The organism is Arthrobacter sp. ok362, assembly GCF_900102785.1.
Lineage (GTDB): Bacteria > Actinomycetota > Actinomycetes > Actinomycetales > Micrococcaceae > Arthrobacter.
On the sequence record NZ_FNGC01000011.1, the window covers coordinates 32,070 to 46,900 of the forward strand.

Annotated in this window: 14 protein-coding genes; 7 read left to right on the forward strand and 7 right to left on the reverse strand. The window is 67.5% G+C overall.

Annotated elements, in window-relative coordinates:
* Positions 1–334: 334 nt before the first annotated feature.
* The gene (locus tag BLQ10_RS15060) at positions 335–1,297 is read right to left on the reverse strand and encodes an aminodeoxychorismate lyase (protein ID WP_091563431.1); all 963 of its coding nucleotides are present in this window, start codon (positions 1,295–1,297) and stop codon (positions 335–337) included.
* Positions 1,298–1,391: 94 nt separating this feature from the next.
* Between BLQ10_RS15060 and cls the strand changes: the two genes are divergently transcribed.
* A complete protein-coding gene (cls, locus tag BLQ10_RS15065) occupies positions 1,392–2,867 on the forward strand; it encodes a cardiolipin synthase (protein WP_254785583.1) in 1,476 nt (491 codons plus the stop codon).
* Positions 2,868–2,930: 63 nt separating this feature from the next.
* On the opposite strand, the gene pabB is transcribed toward cls, so the two are convergent.
* The 4 genes from pabB to BLQ10_RS15085 all read right to left on the reverse strand — a co-directional run bounded on the left by pabB (position 2,931) and on the right by BLQ10_RS15085 (position 6,693).
* Positions 2,931–4,985 (reverse strand): aminodeoxychorismate synthase component I, encoded by a 2,055-nt coding sequence (gene pabB, locus BLQ10_RS15070; RefSeq protein ID WP_091563433.1) that lies wholly within the window; start codon positions 4,983–4,985, stop codon positions 2,931–2,933.
* Positions 4,982–5,542, reverse strand: a complete 561-nt coding sequence (locus BLQ10_RS15075; RefSeq protein ID WP_091563435.1) for a low molecular weight protein-tyrosine-phosphatase — start codon at positions 5,540–5,542, stop codon at positions 4,982–4,984. Before BLQ10_RS15075 ends, pabB begins: the two co-directional genes overlap by 4 nt.
* Positions 5,543–5,617: 75 nt before the next feature.
* Positions 5,618–6,172 (reverse strand): NUDIX hydrolase, encoded by a 555-nt coding sequence (locus BLQ10_RS15080; protein WP_091563437.1) that lies wholly within the window; start codon positions 6,170–6,172, stop codon positions 5,618–5,620.
* Between the two features lie 41 nt (positions 6,173–6,213).
* Positions 6,214–6,693 carry a MarR family winged helix-turn-helix transcriptional regulator gene (locus BLQ10_RS15085; protein ID WP_091563438.1) on the reverse strand — a complete coding sequence of 160 codons (480 nt, stop codon included), beginning with the start codon at positions 6,691–6,693 and terminating at the stop codon, positions 6,214–6,216.
* A gap of 123 nt (positions 6,694–6,816) precedes the next feature.
* On the opposite strand from BLQ10_RS15085, the gene BLQ10_RS15090 reads away from it, so the two are divergent.
* The 6 genes from BLQ10_RS15090 (at position 6,817) to BLQ10_RS15115 (ending at position 13,525) form a co-directional block, all read left to right on the forward strand.
* Positions 6,817–7,758 carry an SDR family NAD(P)-dependent oxidoreductase gene (locus BLQ10_RS15090; protein WP_091563440.1) on the forward strand — a complete coding sequence of 314 codons (942 nt, stop codon included), beginning with the start codon at positions 6,817–6,819 and terminating at the stop codon, positions 7,756–7,758.
* 2 nt (positions 7,759–7,760) lie between these two features.
* Positions 7,761–8,654: an amidohydrolase family protein gene (locus BLQ10_RS15095; protein WP_091563441.1), complete on the forward strand. Its 894-nt coding sequence runs from the start codon at positions 7,761–7,763 to the stop codon at positions 8,652–8,654.
* 1 nt (position 8,655) lies between these two features.
* Entirely contained in the window at positions 8,656–9,927 is a 1,272-nt protein-coding gene (locus BLQ10_RS15100; RefSeq protein WP_091563443.1) for an acyl-CoA dehydrogenase family protein, read from the forward strand.
* A gap of 76 nt (positions 9,928–10,003) precedes the next feature.
* Complete coding sequence (locus BLQ10_RS15105) at positions 10,004–10,459, forward strand: MaoC family dehydratase (protein WP_091563445.1); 456 nt, start codon at positions 10,004–10,006, stop codon at positions 10,457–10,459.
* Between the two features lie 60 nt (positions 10,460–10,519).
* Positions 10,520–11,902 carry an MFS transporter gene (locus BLQ10_RS15110; RefSeq protein ID WP_091563447.1) on the forward strand — a complete coding sequence of 461 codons (1,383 nt, stop codon included), beginning with the start codon at positions 10,520–10,522 and terminating at the stop codon, positions 11,900–11,902.
* A gap of 42 nt (positions 11,903–11,944) precedes the next feature.
* Positions 11,945–13,525, forward strand: coding sequence for an acyl-CoA synthetase (locus BLQ10_RS15115; RefSeq protein WP_091563448.1), 1,581 nt, complete (start codon positions 11,945–11,947; stop codon positions 13,523–13,525).
* 65 nt (positions 13,526–13,590) lie between these two features.
* Here the strand turns inward: BLQ10_RS15115 and BLQ10_RS15120 are convergent, their stop codons facing one another.
* Together BLQ10_RS15120 and BLQ10_RS15125 are read right to left on the reverse strand one after the other, a co-directional pair.
* Positions 13,591–14,214 carry a LysE family transporter gene (locus tag BLQ10_RS15120; RefSeq protein ID WP_091563450.1) on the reverse strand — a complete coding sequence of 208 codons (624 nt, stop codon included), beginning with the start codon at positions 14,212–14,214 and terminating at the stop codon, positions 13,591–13,593.
* 49 nt (positions 14,215–14,263) lie between these two features.
* Entirely contained in the window at positions 14,264–14,815 is a 552-nt protein-coding gene (locus BLQ10_RS15125) for a dihydrofolate reductase family protein (RefSeq protein WP_091563452.1), read from the reverse strand.
* Between the last annotated feature and the right edge of the window lie 16 nt (positions 14,816–14,831).

The window sequence follows — 14,831 nt, forward strand, 5'->3', positions numbered from 1 at the left end:
CTCCACCGGGAGCCGGCCCGTCACCCATGTGCCCTAAAGGCAGAACGGCGAGGGCCCGCGGGCCCCGCTGTGCGGTTCGCGTCTATGCCGGGGCCCCTGCAGGACTTGCTCGAGTTTCAATTCCGCTTCCCGGCGCCGCAGATCAAAAGTCCTCAACTGCCGGGTGGTCGGTGCCGGTGCCTCCGGAAAATTCTTGGCTGCCTGCCGCGCGCACTGTTCCGCGCGGACGGTTCCTGGCTCACGCTCATGGATGGATCGTCCCACTTAGCCACTGTGGCGGACAGGGTCTTCAGGCCTTCCTGCAAGCCACGGTTGCTATGAGGGAGTGGCAGAACTATTCGATCGTGGCGAACAGGGCGTTGAGTTCGGCCGTGAGTTGGCGTCGCAGTTCCGGGGTGCCGATTTCCTGGCCGTCGATGTGGTTGACCGGGGCCAGGAGCCGGATGCTGGAGATCAGCCAGACGGCGTCGGCGTCCAGGAGGTCCTTCGGCTCCAACGGGCCGTAGCCGAGCTCCCAGCCGGCAGCCTTGGCGGCAGTGAACAGGGCACCCTGTGAAGTGCCCGGCAGGATGCCGCTGTCCAGCTGGGGCGTGATGAGCCGCCGGATTGTGCGGACGCCGCCGGCGCCGTCGTCCGCGGTTTCCAGATGGGCCAGCAGAACGGTCGACGTCGGTCCCTCCAGGACCCGGCCGTCCGCGGAAGTGAAGATGACGTCGGCGGCGCCGTGCCGGTGGGCGTAGCGCAGCGCTGCCATGTTCACGGCGTAGGAGAGGGTTTTCGCGCCGAGCAGCAGCCAGGGGGCGCGCTCGCCGACTTCGCTGTCATAGCCGCGGTCCAGCAGGATGACGTCAATTCCGGTCTCGCGCTGCCGGCGGCCCGCGGCCGCGGGGGCGGAGGCCTGGACCCAGCATGTGGCGGCGGCGGCGCCCTCCGGCCCGCGGGTGACGAGCAGCTTCACCACAACCTCGTCCGTGCCGCCCGTCGCCGCCGCGGCCGGGTCCTGGCGCCGGAACTCGCCGATGGCGGTGTCCACCGCGCGCCGCCAGGCGTCCTCGGCAGGGATGTCCAGCTCCAGCAGCCGGGCCGAACCGGCCAGCCGGGTCAGGTGTGCCTGGATCTTGCGGGGCCGGCCGCCGACGGCCAGCAGCGATTCAAAAACGCCGTCGCCGCGGGTGGCGCCCAGGTCCGTGGCCATCAGCTGCGGCTGCGTCGCGTCGGCAACGCGGCCGCCGTCGAACGCCGGGTCCAGGAAGACCAGCACGGTCGCGGGCGCAGGAACAGGGGCAGGAGTGGTCATGGCTACAGCTTAGTCTCGGTGGTCCCGGGATAGGATTTGCTGGTTGCCCGTTCCGGAACTGTTCCGCGGGCCTTGTACTTTGAGGGGTTCGCCTGTGCTGTGGTCATTTCCGCTGGCGGAGACTTTACCGCCCTGGGCGATTCTGATCCTGACCGTGATCGACTTCGCCATCCGCGTGCTCGTCCTGGGCATCATTCCCGGAAACCGGCGGCCCACCACCGCGATGGCCTGGCTGCTGTGCATCTTCATTGTGCCCACCCTGGGCCTTCTGTTGTTCCTGCTGTTTGGCAACTTCCGGCTCTCCCGGCGCCGCCGCGCTCAGCAGGAGGCGGTCAACACCCGGATCCGGGCCGGGACGTCGGAACTGCAGGCTGTCGAAAGCCGCTACGACGGACCTGAATGGGTGGCGTCCGCCTCCGAACTGAACAAGACGCTGGGATCGCTGCCGATGGTGGACGGCAACAACGTTGAGCTGCTGCCCGGCTACCCCGACTCCATCAAGGCGATGACCGAGGCGGTCCGTGGCGCCAAATGGTTCGTCAACGCCGAGTTCTACATCATGAGCACGGACCATGTCACGGACGATCTGTTCACCGCACTGGAGGAGGCGGCGGAGCGCGGCGTCGAGGTCCGCGTCCTGTTCGACCACCTCGGCACGCTCCGCATCAAGGGCTACCGACAGCTGAAGGCCCGGCTCAACGCCAGCAAGATCCGCTGGCGGCCCATGCTGCCGCTCAGCCCGGTGCACGGCCAGTGGCGCCGGCCGGATCTCCGCAACCACCGCAAGATCATGGTGGTCGACGGCGAGATCGCCTTCACCGGATCCCAGAACCTGATCGAGCCCTCCTACAACAACCCCAAGCACCGCAAGGTGGGCCGAGAATGGGTGGAGCTCATGGCCCGCATGCGCGGGCCGATTGTCACCACCCTGAATGTGGTTTTTGCGACCGACTGGCTCAGCGAAACCGATGAATCCCTTGAAGAGCAGTTGGAGCACGAGCCGGAGTCCCACCCCGGAAACGTCACGGCGCAGGTGGTCCCCAGCGGCCCCGGTTTCATCACCGAGAACAACCTGCGGCTCTTCAACACGCTCATCTACTCTGCGCAGCACAAGATTTCGCTCTGCAGCCCCTACTTCGTCCCGGACGACTCGCTGCTCTATGCCGTAACGACGGCGGCGCAGCGCGGCGTCGAGGTGGAACTGTTCGTCTCGGAAAAGGGCGACCAGTTCCTCGTCCACCACGCGCAGCAGTCGTACTACCAAGCGCTGCTCGAGGCGGGCGTCCGGATCTACCTGTACAAGGCGCCGTTCGTGCTGCACGCCAAGCACTTTACGATTGACAACGAGGTGGCTGTGCTGGGTTCCAGCAACATGGACATGCGCTCCTTCTCGCTGAACCTCGAGGTCTCCGTGATGCTCCTCGGTGAGGACATCGTGCAGCGGATCCGTGCCGTGGAGGACACTTACCGCAGCATCTCGCACGAGCTGGTGCTGGATGACTGGATGAAACGGCCCATGAAGGTCAAATACGTGGACAACGTGGCGAGGCTGTCGGCCGTGCTGCAGTAGCCCGGACCTCCGGCGGGACAGCCCCCGGGGTCGCGAGTCATCGGGAACGTCAGGCGTCAGGACTCAGCCTTGGGGGAACTGAGCGCCGAGCGCCGAGAGAACGCCGAACGCTTTGGTCCGGACTTCCTCGAACTCCTCCTGCGGGGACGAGTCGGCGGTGACAGCGCCGCCGACGCCGAGACTCAGTTCCGCGGCCCCGTCGTCCAGGGCGCTCATTACGAGGGTCCGGATCGCCACGGAAAGGTCGGCGGCCCCGTTCAGGGAGAAGTAGCCGATCGCCCCGGAATACACGCCCCGCGGCGCGGCCTCTAGCCGGTCCAGGATGGCCATGGTGCTGACCTTTGGGGCGCCAGTCATCGAGCCGGCGGGATAGCAGGCGGCGACCGCCTCGGCCCGCGGCAGTCCGGGCCGCAGCCGGGCATCGATGGTGCTCACCATTTGGTGCACGGTGGCGTAGCTCTCGATTGCGCACAGCCGGCTGACGGCCACCGACCCCGGGACGGCGAAATGGCTGAGATCATTGCGCAGCAGGTCCACGATCATGATGTTTTCCGCGCGGTCCTTGGCCGAGGACTCCAGCTCCTCCCGCAGGGCCGCATCCGCGCCCGGTTCCGTGTCCCGGCCGCGCGTGCCCTTGATCGGTTCGGCCCGCATCCTGCCGTCTGCGGCAATCTGCAGGAAGCGCTCCGGCGACGTGCTCGCCACAGCGAGCTCGCCGAACCGCAGAAAGCTGGCGAAAGGGGCCGGATTGCGGCGCCGCAGGTCAAGGTAGGTCGGCCACGGATCCAAGCCCTGAGGGCCCGCAGGCGAGACGGCCGTGAGCGCCGTGGTCAGACAGACCTCATACGTGTTGCCGTCCGCAATCTCACGCTGGGCCTCGGTGACCTTTGCCTTGTAGCCGGCTTCCGTGTCCCGGGCAGTGAAGCACGGGGCAGCCGGTTGCCGGGCGGTTAAGCCCCGCCGTGCGGACCCGGGCGCCGAGGCGGCAGCGGCGACGGCCGCGCGGGCCACTTCGAGCCAGTCCCCGGCGTCGGGTGCGTCCAGGGTCAGCAGCCAAACCGTGCCCTCGGCATGGTCAAGGACCACGGCGCGGCCGGCGAAGATCAGGCAGGCGTCCGGGGTGGCGGCGGCCACGTCATTGCCGCCGGTTTCGCGTTTGAGCTCATAGCCGAGGTACCCGAGCCAGCCCAGGGTGAACTCGCACGGGTAGGCCTCCGGCGCCCGGAGCGCCCGGCGCCCCCAAACGCCGTCGAGCCAGCGGAAGAACGGGCCATCGGTGGTCACCGTGGCCTGGCCCGTACTGATACGGGTCCGTCCGGAACTGTGCCGGACGGCCTGGCCGAAGCGGCCGCCGTCGTCGGCCAGGATGCTGAAGCGGCTGCGCTCCGCGGCCTCCGGGGCGAGGCCTGCCGGGTCCAGCGAGGAGTCAAGCCACACGGCGTTGGCCGAACCGCCGAAGAGCGCCGCAAAAAGCTGCTCGGCTTCGGGCTCGGCGTCGATCCGTTCTGCCAGCAACTGCAGGCCGTGCCGGGCGGCGAGCTCGGGCAGCAGGGCGGGGGCGACGGCCGGGATGTACTGGAGGACCTGCAGGACGTCATCGGGGGCGGTGCCGTCCGCACGGTTGAGTACGTGCACATCTGCACGGGCCGGGACGTCGTCGGCCGCCAGCCACTCCGCTTCCTGGGCAGCCCACTGGTCCCAAAACGGTTCGTAGGTGTCGCCGTCCCGGGCCAGCGCACTGGCCCGGCGGTCGGCGTCGGAGGAGTCGGCCCAGATCACGGCGTCCAGCAGGGGGAGTGCCGCCGCTGCGGCGGCGCCGACGCCCTCCACCAGGACGATTTCTGCCGGGCGTGTGGTGCGGGCGTCGCCGTCGTAGTGCCGCTCCCAGTCCCAGCTGACCCACTCCGCGCTCTCCCCGCGCCGCAAGGGCGAAAGCACGGTGGTGACGTAGCGTTCAATCCCGGCGGCAAGCCCGTTCCAGCCGGGATAGATGTCCTCGAGGTGGAAGAGCGAGACTTTGTGGTGTTCCCTAAGCCGCGCCGCCAGTTCGATGGCCAGGGTGGTCTTGCCGGAGCCGGACCGCCCGTCGATTGCGATGATGACGGGTGCGGGGCTCATGAAATAGAGCGTACCCGCTGGCCTTCGCTGCCGTGATGTTGCCCGTCCCGCCGCTGAAGCTCGGTGCGCACGTGCTGCACAATCCCCGGGATTGAGGCCCGGATGAGGTTCCAGGTGGTGTCGAAGTCGGTGTGCCCGCCGTACCACGGGTCCTCGATGCCCTGCTCCAGCGGGTCCTTGTCCGCCACGGCGGGGTCGAAGCTGCGGAGCATGCGGATCTTGGCCAGGGATTCCGGATCCGGTGCTGCCTGCCGGAGCCAGCCGTAGTGGTCGACGTCGAGGGCCAGGATCAGCTCCCGGCTGGCGAACCATTCGGGCCGCCATTCGCGCGCCACGTGACGGTCCGAGGCGATGTTGTGGGCTGTGAGTTTGCGCGCGGCCCGGGGATCGATGGGCCTGCCGGCCTCATACGCGGTGGTGCCGGCGGAATCGACCACGGCCCCGGTGAGGTGCTCGGCCCGGAATGCCTCCGCCAGCATGCGTTCGGCCATCGGCGACCGGCAGATGTTTCCGGTGCAGACCGCGATGATCCGGTACTGGCTCGACATTGAGGTCATAGCTAAGCATGAACGATGCCGGGCCTCTTGGCTAGCTGGCCCCCGCGAAGTGTTACAAAAAATGTCAATCGACTTTCAGTTTTTGTCATGACGGGGTTCCTCGTGTGCCGCCGGGCCAAGCCCCAGGTGCCGGACCAGCGCGTCGAGGACCGGGAGTTGGCCCTTGACCAGCCTGGACCGCGCTTCGGGTTCAGGGGTCCATTCGGCGCGGTCGATCTCAGGGAAACTGCTGATCGTGCCGGATCCTCTCGGCCACTCCAGCGTGAAGGTGTTGCTCACGATTCGTTCGGGTTGAAAGTCCGATTCGGCCGTGAAGACCGTAATGATCTTGCCGGAGGGCTGGCGGAAGTCGCCGAGCCGGTGGTAGTCGGCGGCAGGCGCTGGAGTGCCGATTTCCTCCGCGAATTCGCGGTGCGCAGCCGCCAACGGGTCCTCGTCGGCCGGGTATTCACCCTTGGGGACGGACCAGCCTTGAGCGTCCTTGCGGGCCCAGAATGGCCCGCCCATGTGGGCTATCCAGACTTCCAGTTGGGGCGGGCCGGATTGGGGCGGGCGGGATTGGGGCGCGCCGGTGGGCGGGGATGCACTTCCCAGCCGGTACAACAGAATGCCGGCGCTCCGAACGGTCATGGCTCCTCCTGCCCCAAGGCTATTCCTCCGGCGGCCCGCGGTCAGGCCGCCGGTCCCCACAGCGCCTTGCGGAGCAGTCCCTTGAGCGCCGCGATCTCGGTGCCATTGAGGCCGGCCAGGGCGGCGGATTCCGCCTCCCGCGCCGCGGTTTCGGCCCGCCGGAAGATGGTTGCCCCCTCCGCGGTGGCCGAGACGATCTTGGCCCGCCGGTCCTGCTTCCCGGGCGCCCGGATCACCAGCCCGCGCCTCTCCAGCTCGTCGATCAAAGCGACGATCTGGCTGGGGTCCAGGCTGAGGAATTCGGCCATCTCCCGCTGGGTGGGCTCCAGTTCGCTGTTGGCCAGCGCCAGCACCGAATAGGAGCGCTCTTTGAGGCCGAATGTGGCCAGCGCGCGGTTGTTCAGAACCGAGCCCGCGGCATGAAGTTTGGCCAGCAGGAAGCCCGCGTCCTGGCTGATGGTCGCCGCCATGAGCTTCTCGTCCGGTGCGATGTCCAGCTGTTCGTCTGCTTCGGTCGCCATGCCAACTCCAATAGTCCCAAAAATAAATCATTGACTTTTTCAACTATCCATATTTTCATGGATGCAGAACAGCATCCCATGCCGCATGGCCGGATGCACACGGCAGCTAGCAAAGGAGCGGCAATGAGCCTGTCAGGAAAAGTAGCAATCGTCACCGGAAGCGGCCGGGGCCTCGGCCTGGCCTACGCCCGGGAACTGGCCCGCCAGGGCGCTGCCGTCGTCGTCAACGATGTGGACGCCGGCGTCGCTGCGGAAGCGGTCCGGACCATCGAGTCCGACGGCGGCCGGGCCGCCGCCGTCGTCGCCCCGGTGGGCAGTTCCGAGGTCGCCCGGCAGCTGGTGCAGGCAGCCGTGACGGAGTTCGGTGGGCTGGACATCCTGGTCACCAATGCCGGCATCCTGCGGGACAAGAGCCTGCTGAAGATGACGGACGACGACTTCGACGCCGTGATCAACGTCCACCTGCGCGGCACCTTCACCTGCGCCCGGGAGGCCTTCGGCTACTTCAAGGAGCACGGCGTTCCGGGTCGCATCATCACCATCGGCTCCCCGACCGGCCAGCGCGGCAATTTCGGCCAGACCAACTACGCCGCCGCGAAGGCCGGGATCGTGGGCATGGTCCGCACCTGGGCTCTGGAAATGAAGAAGGCCGGCGTCACCGCCAACGCCGTCATCCCGGTGGCCGCCACCGCTATGACCAAGACGGTCCCGTACTTCCAGAAGGCTGTCGAGGCCGACGAGCGCGGCGAGGCCATGCCGGCGTTCTTCCGTCATGAGCTCGGTTTCGGCACGGCCGGCGACGTCGCCGGGCTGGTGGCGTTCCTCGCCTCCGACGCGGCGTCTGCAGTCACCGGCCAGGCGATCGGCGCCGGTGGCGACCGACTGCAGCTCTGGACCCACCCCGAGGCAGCGGCTACCGAATACCGCGAGGGCGGCTGGGGCTACGCGGACCTCGTGGAGAATTTCGAGGCGCTCTTCGGGGACAAGCTGCAGAGCGTCGGCGAGGACTTCCTGCCGCTGCCGGAGGAACTGCAGCCCGCCGCCGCACCGGCGAAGGTCGGCTAGCCATGCCCGCGCAGCGCTACGAACTCGGCATCCACCCCGCCACCCTGGATGCGATCGACATGCACGTCCACCTCGAAGTGGACGGCCACGGCCACGGGTCCTTGCCCGCGGCCCTGACCGAGGCCTCCGCCAAGTACTTCAAGGCCGAGGACCGGACGCCGTCGCTGGACCGGATCGCCGAGGTCTACCGCGAACTGAACATGGCCGCCGTCGTCTTCACCGTCGACGCCCGGACCCAGCTCAAGCACGAGCCCAACAGCATCCCGGAACTGATTGCCGGGGCGGCGCGGAACAACGACGTCCTGATCCCCTTCGGCAGCGTGGACCCCCGCACCGGCGCCGACGCCATCCAGGGTGCCAAGCACCAGGCAACCGACCTCGGCGCGCGCGGGTTTAAGTTCCATCCGAGCCTGCAGGGCTTCGACCCCTCGAACGAGCAGTTCTACCCGCTCTGGGAAACCCTCCAGGAACTGGGCCTGCCGGCTATCTTCCACACGGGCCAGAACGGCATGGGTGCCGGTCTCCCCGGCGGCTACGGCATCAAGCTGGCATATTCCAACCCGCTCCTGCTCGACGCCGTAGCCGCGGACTTCCCGGAACTGCAGATCATCATGGCCCACCCCTCGGTGCCGTGGCAGGACGAGGCCAACTCGATCGCCACCCACAAGGCGAACGTGTTCATCGACCTCTCCGGCTGGTCCCCGAAGTACTTCCCGGAGTCCCTGGTCCGCATGGCCAATTCGGTCCTGCAGGACAAGGTCCTGTTCGGCACCGACTTCCCCCTGATCACCCCGCAGAAATGGCTGGGCGCCTTCGCGGACCTGCCGCTCAGGGACGAGGTCCGGCCCAAGATCCTCAAGGACAACGCCGTCCGCCTGCTCGGGTTGGGTGGTTGAGGTGAGCGTCGGCGCAGTCCCGGCCACGGCATCCTCGGCCCCGGACACCGCCGCGCAGGAGCGCCTCTACAGCGTGTGCGACTACTACGATGCCGAGTCCCTCCTCACGGACGGGGAGCGGAGGGTGCTGGGGCGGCTGCGGGAATTCCTGGACGCTCAGGCCCGCCCGCTCCTGGCCGACTACTGGGAGCGCGGCGACTTCCCGGACCAGCTGGCGAAGCCGCTGATCGACCTGGACCTCATGGAACCGGCGGAACTGACCCAGGCCCCGGGAGCAGAGCGGGCACCCGCCCGGGGAATCTACCAGGGTTTCCGGATCTTCGAACTCGCCCGGACGGACGCCTCGCTGGCCACCTTCTACACGGCCCAGGCCGGGCTGTTCCGGACCGCCATCCGGGTCGGTGCCTCCGCGGAACAGCAGGCCGAGTGGATGCCCAAGGTCATCGACTTCTCGCTCAAGGGCGTCTTCTCGCTGACCGAACCGGAGTCCGGCTCGGACATCGCCGGCGGCCTGGCGACCACGGCCCGCAGGGAAAAGGGGCGTGAGTCTGGCCCGGACGGCGACACCTGGGTCCTGGACGGCGCCAAGCGCTGGATCGGCGGCGCCGCCACGGCCGACGTCCTGGCCGTCTTCGCCCGCGACGTGGCCGACGGGCAGGTCAAGGCCTTCCTCGTGGACCGCGAGGCCGCGGGTGTGACCCTGGAGAAGATCCACGGCAAGACCGCGCTGCGGATGATGCAGAACGCCCACATCACCCTCGACGCCGTCCGCGTTCCCGAAACCAGGCGGCTGCACAACGTGGACTCCTTCCGGGACGTGGCCGCCATGCTGCGGGCCATGCGCTCGGACGTCGCCTGGATCGCGACCGGCATCCAGGCCGGGGCCTTCGAGGCCGCGCTGAAGTATGTCGCGCAGCGGCAGCAGTTCGGCCGCCCGCTCGCGTCCTTCCAGTTGGTGCAGGAAAAGCTTGCCCGGATGCTCGGCAACGTCACCTCGTCGCTGTCCCTCGTGGTCCGGCTGACCGAACAGCAGGCCAAAGGCATCTACCGCGACCAGGACTCCGCCCTGGCCAAGATGCAGACGTCGCTGCAGATGCGCGAGACCGTGGCGCTGGCCCGCGAAGTGGTGGGCGGCAACGGCATCACGCTCGCGTCCGACGTCGCGCGTTTCCATGCCGACGCCGAGGCCGTCTATTCCTACGAGGGCACCCACGAGATCAATGCCCTGATCGTCGGCCGCGCCCTCACCGGCGAAAGCGCCTTCACCCGCTGACCCGCCGTCGGCCGCACGCGACGCCGGGTCCCGGCGTCGTTCCTCACCCCCATCCAAACCACCACAGGAGCCAAAGATGCCCAACCTCGTCGTCGACTTCGACAAACTGCTCACCCTCGCCGGCACCGACCTCGGTGTCACCGACTACCGCGAAATCACCCAGGAACAAATCAACAAATTCGCCGATGCCACGGGCGACGACCAGTGGATCCACGTGGACCCGGAACGCGCCAAGGACGGTCCCTTCGGCGCCCCGATCGCCCACGGCTTCCTCACCCTCTCCCTCATCATCCCGTTCTGGGGCGAGCTGTTCGACGTCGAGGGCGTCACCACCAAAGTCAACTACGGCCTCGACAAGGTCCGCTTCACCTCCCCGGTCAAGGTGGGCTCCCGCATCCGCATGCGGGCCACCATCGCAGAGGTCACTGAGGTCAAGGGCGGCGCCCAGATCAAGGTGGCCAACACGATCGAGATCGAAGGCCAGGAGCGGCCCGCCGTCGTGGCTGAGTTCCTCGCCCGCTTCTACAAGTAAGCCGCTCCGGCCGCCCATCCCTCTGCCCACACCCTCACCCCTCTGCCATAAGGAACAACGATGTCCCAAATTTCGCAGTTGCAGGCCCTGGACGCGGGTACGCGTCGCCGTGAAGCACGGACCGTCATTGCCTCCAGCTATCTCGGCAGCACCATCGAGTACTACGACTTCCTGCTCTATGCCACGGCCGCCGCCGTGGTCTTTCCCAAGGTGTTCTTCTCCGGCATGGACGAATGGGTGGGGGTGGTGGCCGCCTACGGGACGTTCGCCGCCGGCTATGTGGCGCGGCCCCTCGGCGGCATCATTTTCGGCCACTTCGGCGACAGGCTCGGACGCAAGAACATGCTGATTGTCTCGATGCTGGTCATGGGCATCGCCTCCACCCTGATCGGGCTGGTGCCCGGCGCCGCGGTGGCCGGAGCCTGGGGTGCCGTGATGCTCGTGTTCCTCCGCGTCTGCCAGGGCATTGCTGTCGGCGGGGAGTGGGGCGGTGCCGCCCTCATGGCGCTTGAACACTCGGAAACGGGCAAGCGCGGCTTCGCGGCCTCGTTCGTCAACGCCGGCGCCCCCACCGGCGCGGTACTGGGCACCCTGGTCATGGGCGCCTTCGCGGCCCTGCCCAACGAGCAGTTCCTGGCCTGGGGCTGGCGCGTCCCGTTCCTGCTGTCCTTCGTCCTGCTGGGCGTCGGCATGTTCGTCCGGCTCAAGGTCTCCGAAAGCCCCATCTTCAAGGCGGCGCTGGAACAAGAGAAAGCCGAACAGGACAACGCGGCACGGGAGAATGTCCAGCGGCAGCAGACGGTCCAGGGCGCACCGGTACGCCGCGAGATTCCCCTCCTGCAGGTCCTGCGCCGGCCAAAGACCCTGATCTTCACCATGCTGGCCGGCGCGGCGGGGTTCGCGCTTCAGGTGGTGCTGGCCACGTTCTCCGTGACCTACGCCGTGTCCAAGGGCGCTGACCGGCAGGGTGTGCTCTTCGCCTTTGCGGCAGCCTCCTTCGTGTCCATCGCCTTCGTGATCATGGGGGGCCGGCTCTCGGACAAACTGGGACGGCGGCCCGTGATGATCGGCGGCCTGATGCTCTTCATCCTTTACCTCACGCCGATGTTCCAGCTCCTGTCCTCCAACAACATCGGGCTGATCTTCGTGGCGTTCGCCGTCGGCCTCATGATCCATTCCACCCTGTTCGGCCCGCTCGCGGCCTTCGTGTCCGAGCAGTTCGGCACCACTTCGCGGTACACCGGCGCCTCGCTGGGCTACCAGCTCGCTACCCTCCTCGGGGCGGGATTCACGCCGGGCATCGTGGCGCAGATCTTCAAGGACTCCGGGCAGAACACCGCCGCCGTGGTCTGGTACCTGGCCATCATGTCCGTCGTGTCGATCGTGTTCATCCTGCTGACCCGCGAGCCCAAGAACAACGATCTGCAGACTGTCGGGTCCTAACCCGGCCTGATGGCGCTACCGTCTAACTAGAAAGGATTTGCCGTGGAGAATTTTGGCATCGGCTCGTGGCTGCAACGGCGCCGCCCGAAGTCGGGCATCAAGACCGCCGTCATTGCAGGGGACAGGGAGCTCAGCTATGTCGAGCTCGCGGATCGTTCCACCCGGCTCGCCAACGCCTTTAGGGACCGGGGCGTGGCCAAGGGCGACCGCGTGGCCTACCTGGGTGACAACGATCCCTCGTTCCTGGAGACCCTCTTCGCCGCGGGACTGGCCGGCGCGGTCTTTGTCCCGCTGAACACCCGGCTCGCCCCGCCGGAAATCCAGTTCCAGCTCCGGGACAGCGGCGCTGTCCTGCTGGTCCACTCGGCGGCGCTCGCGGGGCTGGCGGAACACGGCTCGGCGGAGACCGCGGTGGGCGGGCTGATCGTCGTCGACGATCCAGCCGAGCGCGACGGCGGTACGTCCGACGGCGGCGGTACGGCCGGGGGGACCGCGGTGGAGGCATTTGAGGCCGTGATCGCCTCGGGTGCGGCGCTGCCGCCGGACGAGCGCGTGAGCCTGGACGACGCCGCCATGATCCTCTACACCTCCGGAACCACCGGAAACCCCAAGGGGGCGCTCCTGACCCATGGCAACATCACGTGGAACTGCGTCAACGTGCTGGTCGATTTCGACTTTGCCTCCACCGATGTGGCGCTCATGATCTCCCCGATGTTCCACGTGGCCTCCCTCGACATGGGCGTCCTGCCCACGCTCCTGAAGGGCGGCACCGTGGTCCTGGAAGCCAAGTTCGATCCTGGCCGGACGCTGGAGCTGATCGAGCGGCACCGCGCAACCACCATCAGCGGCGTGCCCACCACCTACCAGATGCTGTGCGAGCATCCGGACTGGGACGCCACGGACCTCAGTTCGCTGAACAAACTGACGTGCGGCGGGTCCGCCGTGCCCATGCGGGTCCTGGAAGCCTACGAACGGCGAGGGCTGCGGTTCTCCAACGGCTACGGCATGACCGAGACGGCACCGGGCGCCACCACGCTGCCGGCGGCCCGGTCCCGGGACAAGGCCGGCTCCTCCGGACTGCCGCATTTCTTCACCGATGTCCGGGTGGCCGATCCCCTGGACCCGGCTGCGGGCCCCGCCGCGCCGGGAACCGCGGGGGAGATCCAGATCAAGGGTCCCAACGTCATCCACCGGTACTGGAACCGGCCCGAGGCCTCGGCGGATTCCTACACCGCTGACGGCTGGTTCAAGTCCGGCGACATGGGCTACAAGGACCCGGACGGATTCGTATTCATCTCCGACCGGCTCAAGGACATGATCATCTCCGGCGGGGAGAACATCTACCCGGCCGAGGTTGAGCAGGCGATCGCCGAGCTCGACGCCGTAGGCAGTGTCGCGGTAATCGGCGTGCCGGACGAGAAATGGGGCGAAGTGCCGCGGGCCGTAGTGCTGCTGCGGGACGGTGCCCGGCTCACGGAAGAGCAGCTCCGCTCCCACCTCGAGGGCAGGCTCGCGCGGTACAAGATCCCCAAGTCGGTGGTCTTCGTGGCGGAAATGCCCCGGACCGCCAGCGGCAAGATCCGGAAGGCCGATCTGCGGAACCTCACGTCCGGCCACGTCTGACGGCGGGAGCCGGGACGCTGTCACTGCCTACATCGAGGAAGTCGTGCCCCGAGCTGGCCGCGCGTTTAGTGGATCGCGGCCAGCAGGACGCCGACGCCGACGAAAAGCCCTCCGAACGTCCGGTTCAGGACTTTCTGTCCGCCCGCGTCGCGGGTGAAGCGCTGGAAGGACCTGGCCGCCGCCGCGAAAAAGAACCACATGACCAGGACGTCGATCACGATCACGGTGGCGGCCAGGACCACGTACTGCGGCAGCAGCGGCTGCTCCGGACGGAGGAACTGGGGCATGAAGGCCAGGAAGAAGACCACGGCTTTGGGGTTCAGCAGATTGACCCAGAGGCCGCGGCGGAACATGGAGAACGCCGGTTCGTTGCGCAGGGCGGCGGCCTTCTCCTGGTCCAGGTCAGGCTTGTGCAGGAACTGCCGGATACCCAGGTACACCAGGTAGGCGGCGCCGGCGTAGCGGATCACGTTGAAGGCGACCTGCGAGCTCGCCACGAGCACGCCGACGCCGAGGGCCACGATCAGGATGTGCACCACGAGGGCGGCCTGCTGGCCCAGGATGCCCCAGATGGAACGGCGGAATCCCGAGTTCAGGGAGTTGCTCATGGTGTTGATGGCGCCCGCGCCGGGAGTGAAGCTGATCAGGACGCCGGCGCCGGCCAGGGCCAGCCAAAGTGAGGGTTGCACCAGCCAAGTTTACGGTCCCGGCCGTGGCCGGCCTGATTGATGACGGGAGTCAGTCGCGGCGGAGGCCGTAGCTGAGGATCATGTTGCCTTTGCTGGTCTGCTGGGACGACTGTAGCTCCAGCCGGGTAAGGGGATCGCCGTCGTTGAACAGCCGCCGCCCGCTGCCCGCGACCACCGGATGGACGATCAGCATCAGGGTGTCGAGCAGCCCGGCGAACAGCAACTGGTGGACCAGCGAGATGCTGCTGAAGATCCCTATTTCGCCGCCGTCGCCGTCCTTCAGACCCGCCACGAAGTCTTCCAGCGGCCCCTCGATCAGCCGCGAATTTTGCCATTCGAGGGCCCCCGTCAGGGTCCGGGACGCGACAAATTTCGGGATCGGATTGATGAACCCCGCGAAGTCGGCGTCGCTTTCGGCGTTTGGCCAGTACTGTGCCCACTGCTGGTACCCGATGCGGCCCAGGAGTGCGGTGTCGATCCGGCCCATCATCTCGCCCATCCCGGCACCCAGCTCTGCGTCGAAGCTGTCGAATTGCCACAGGAACGGGTCTTCAACCACGCCGTCCACAGAGCAGAAAAGGCCGGCCGTCAATTTGCGCATGGGGTTCTCCTTGTCT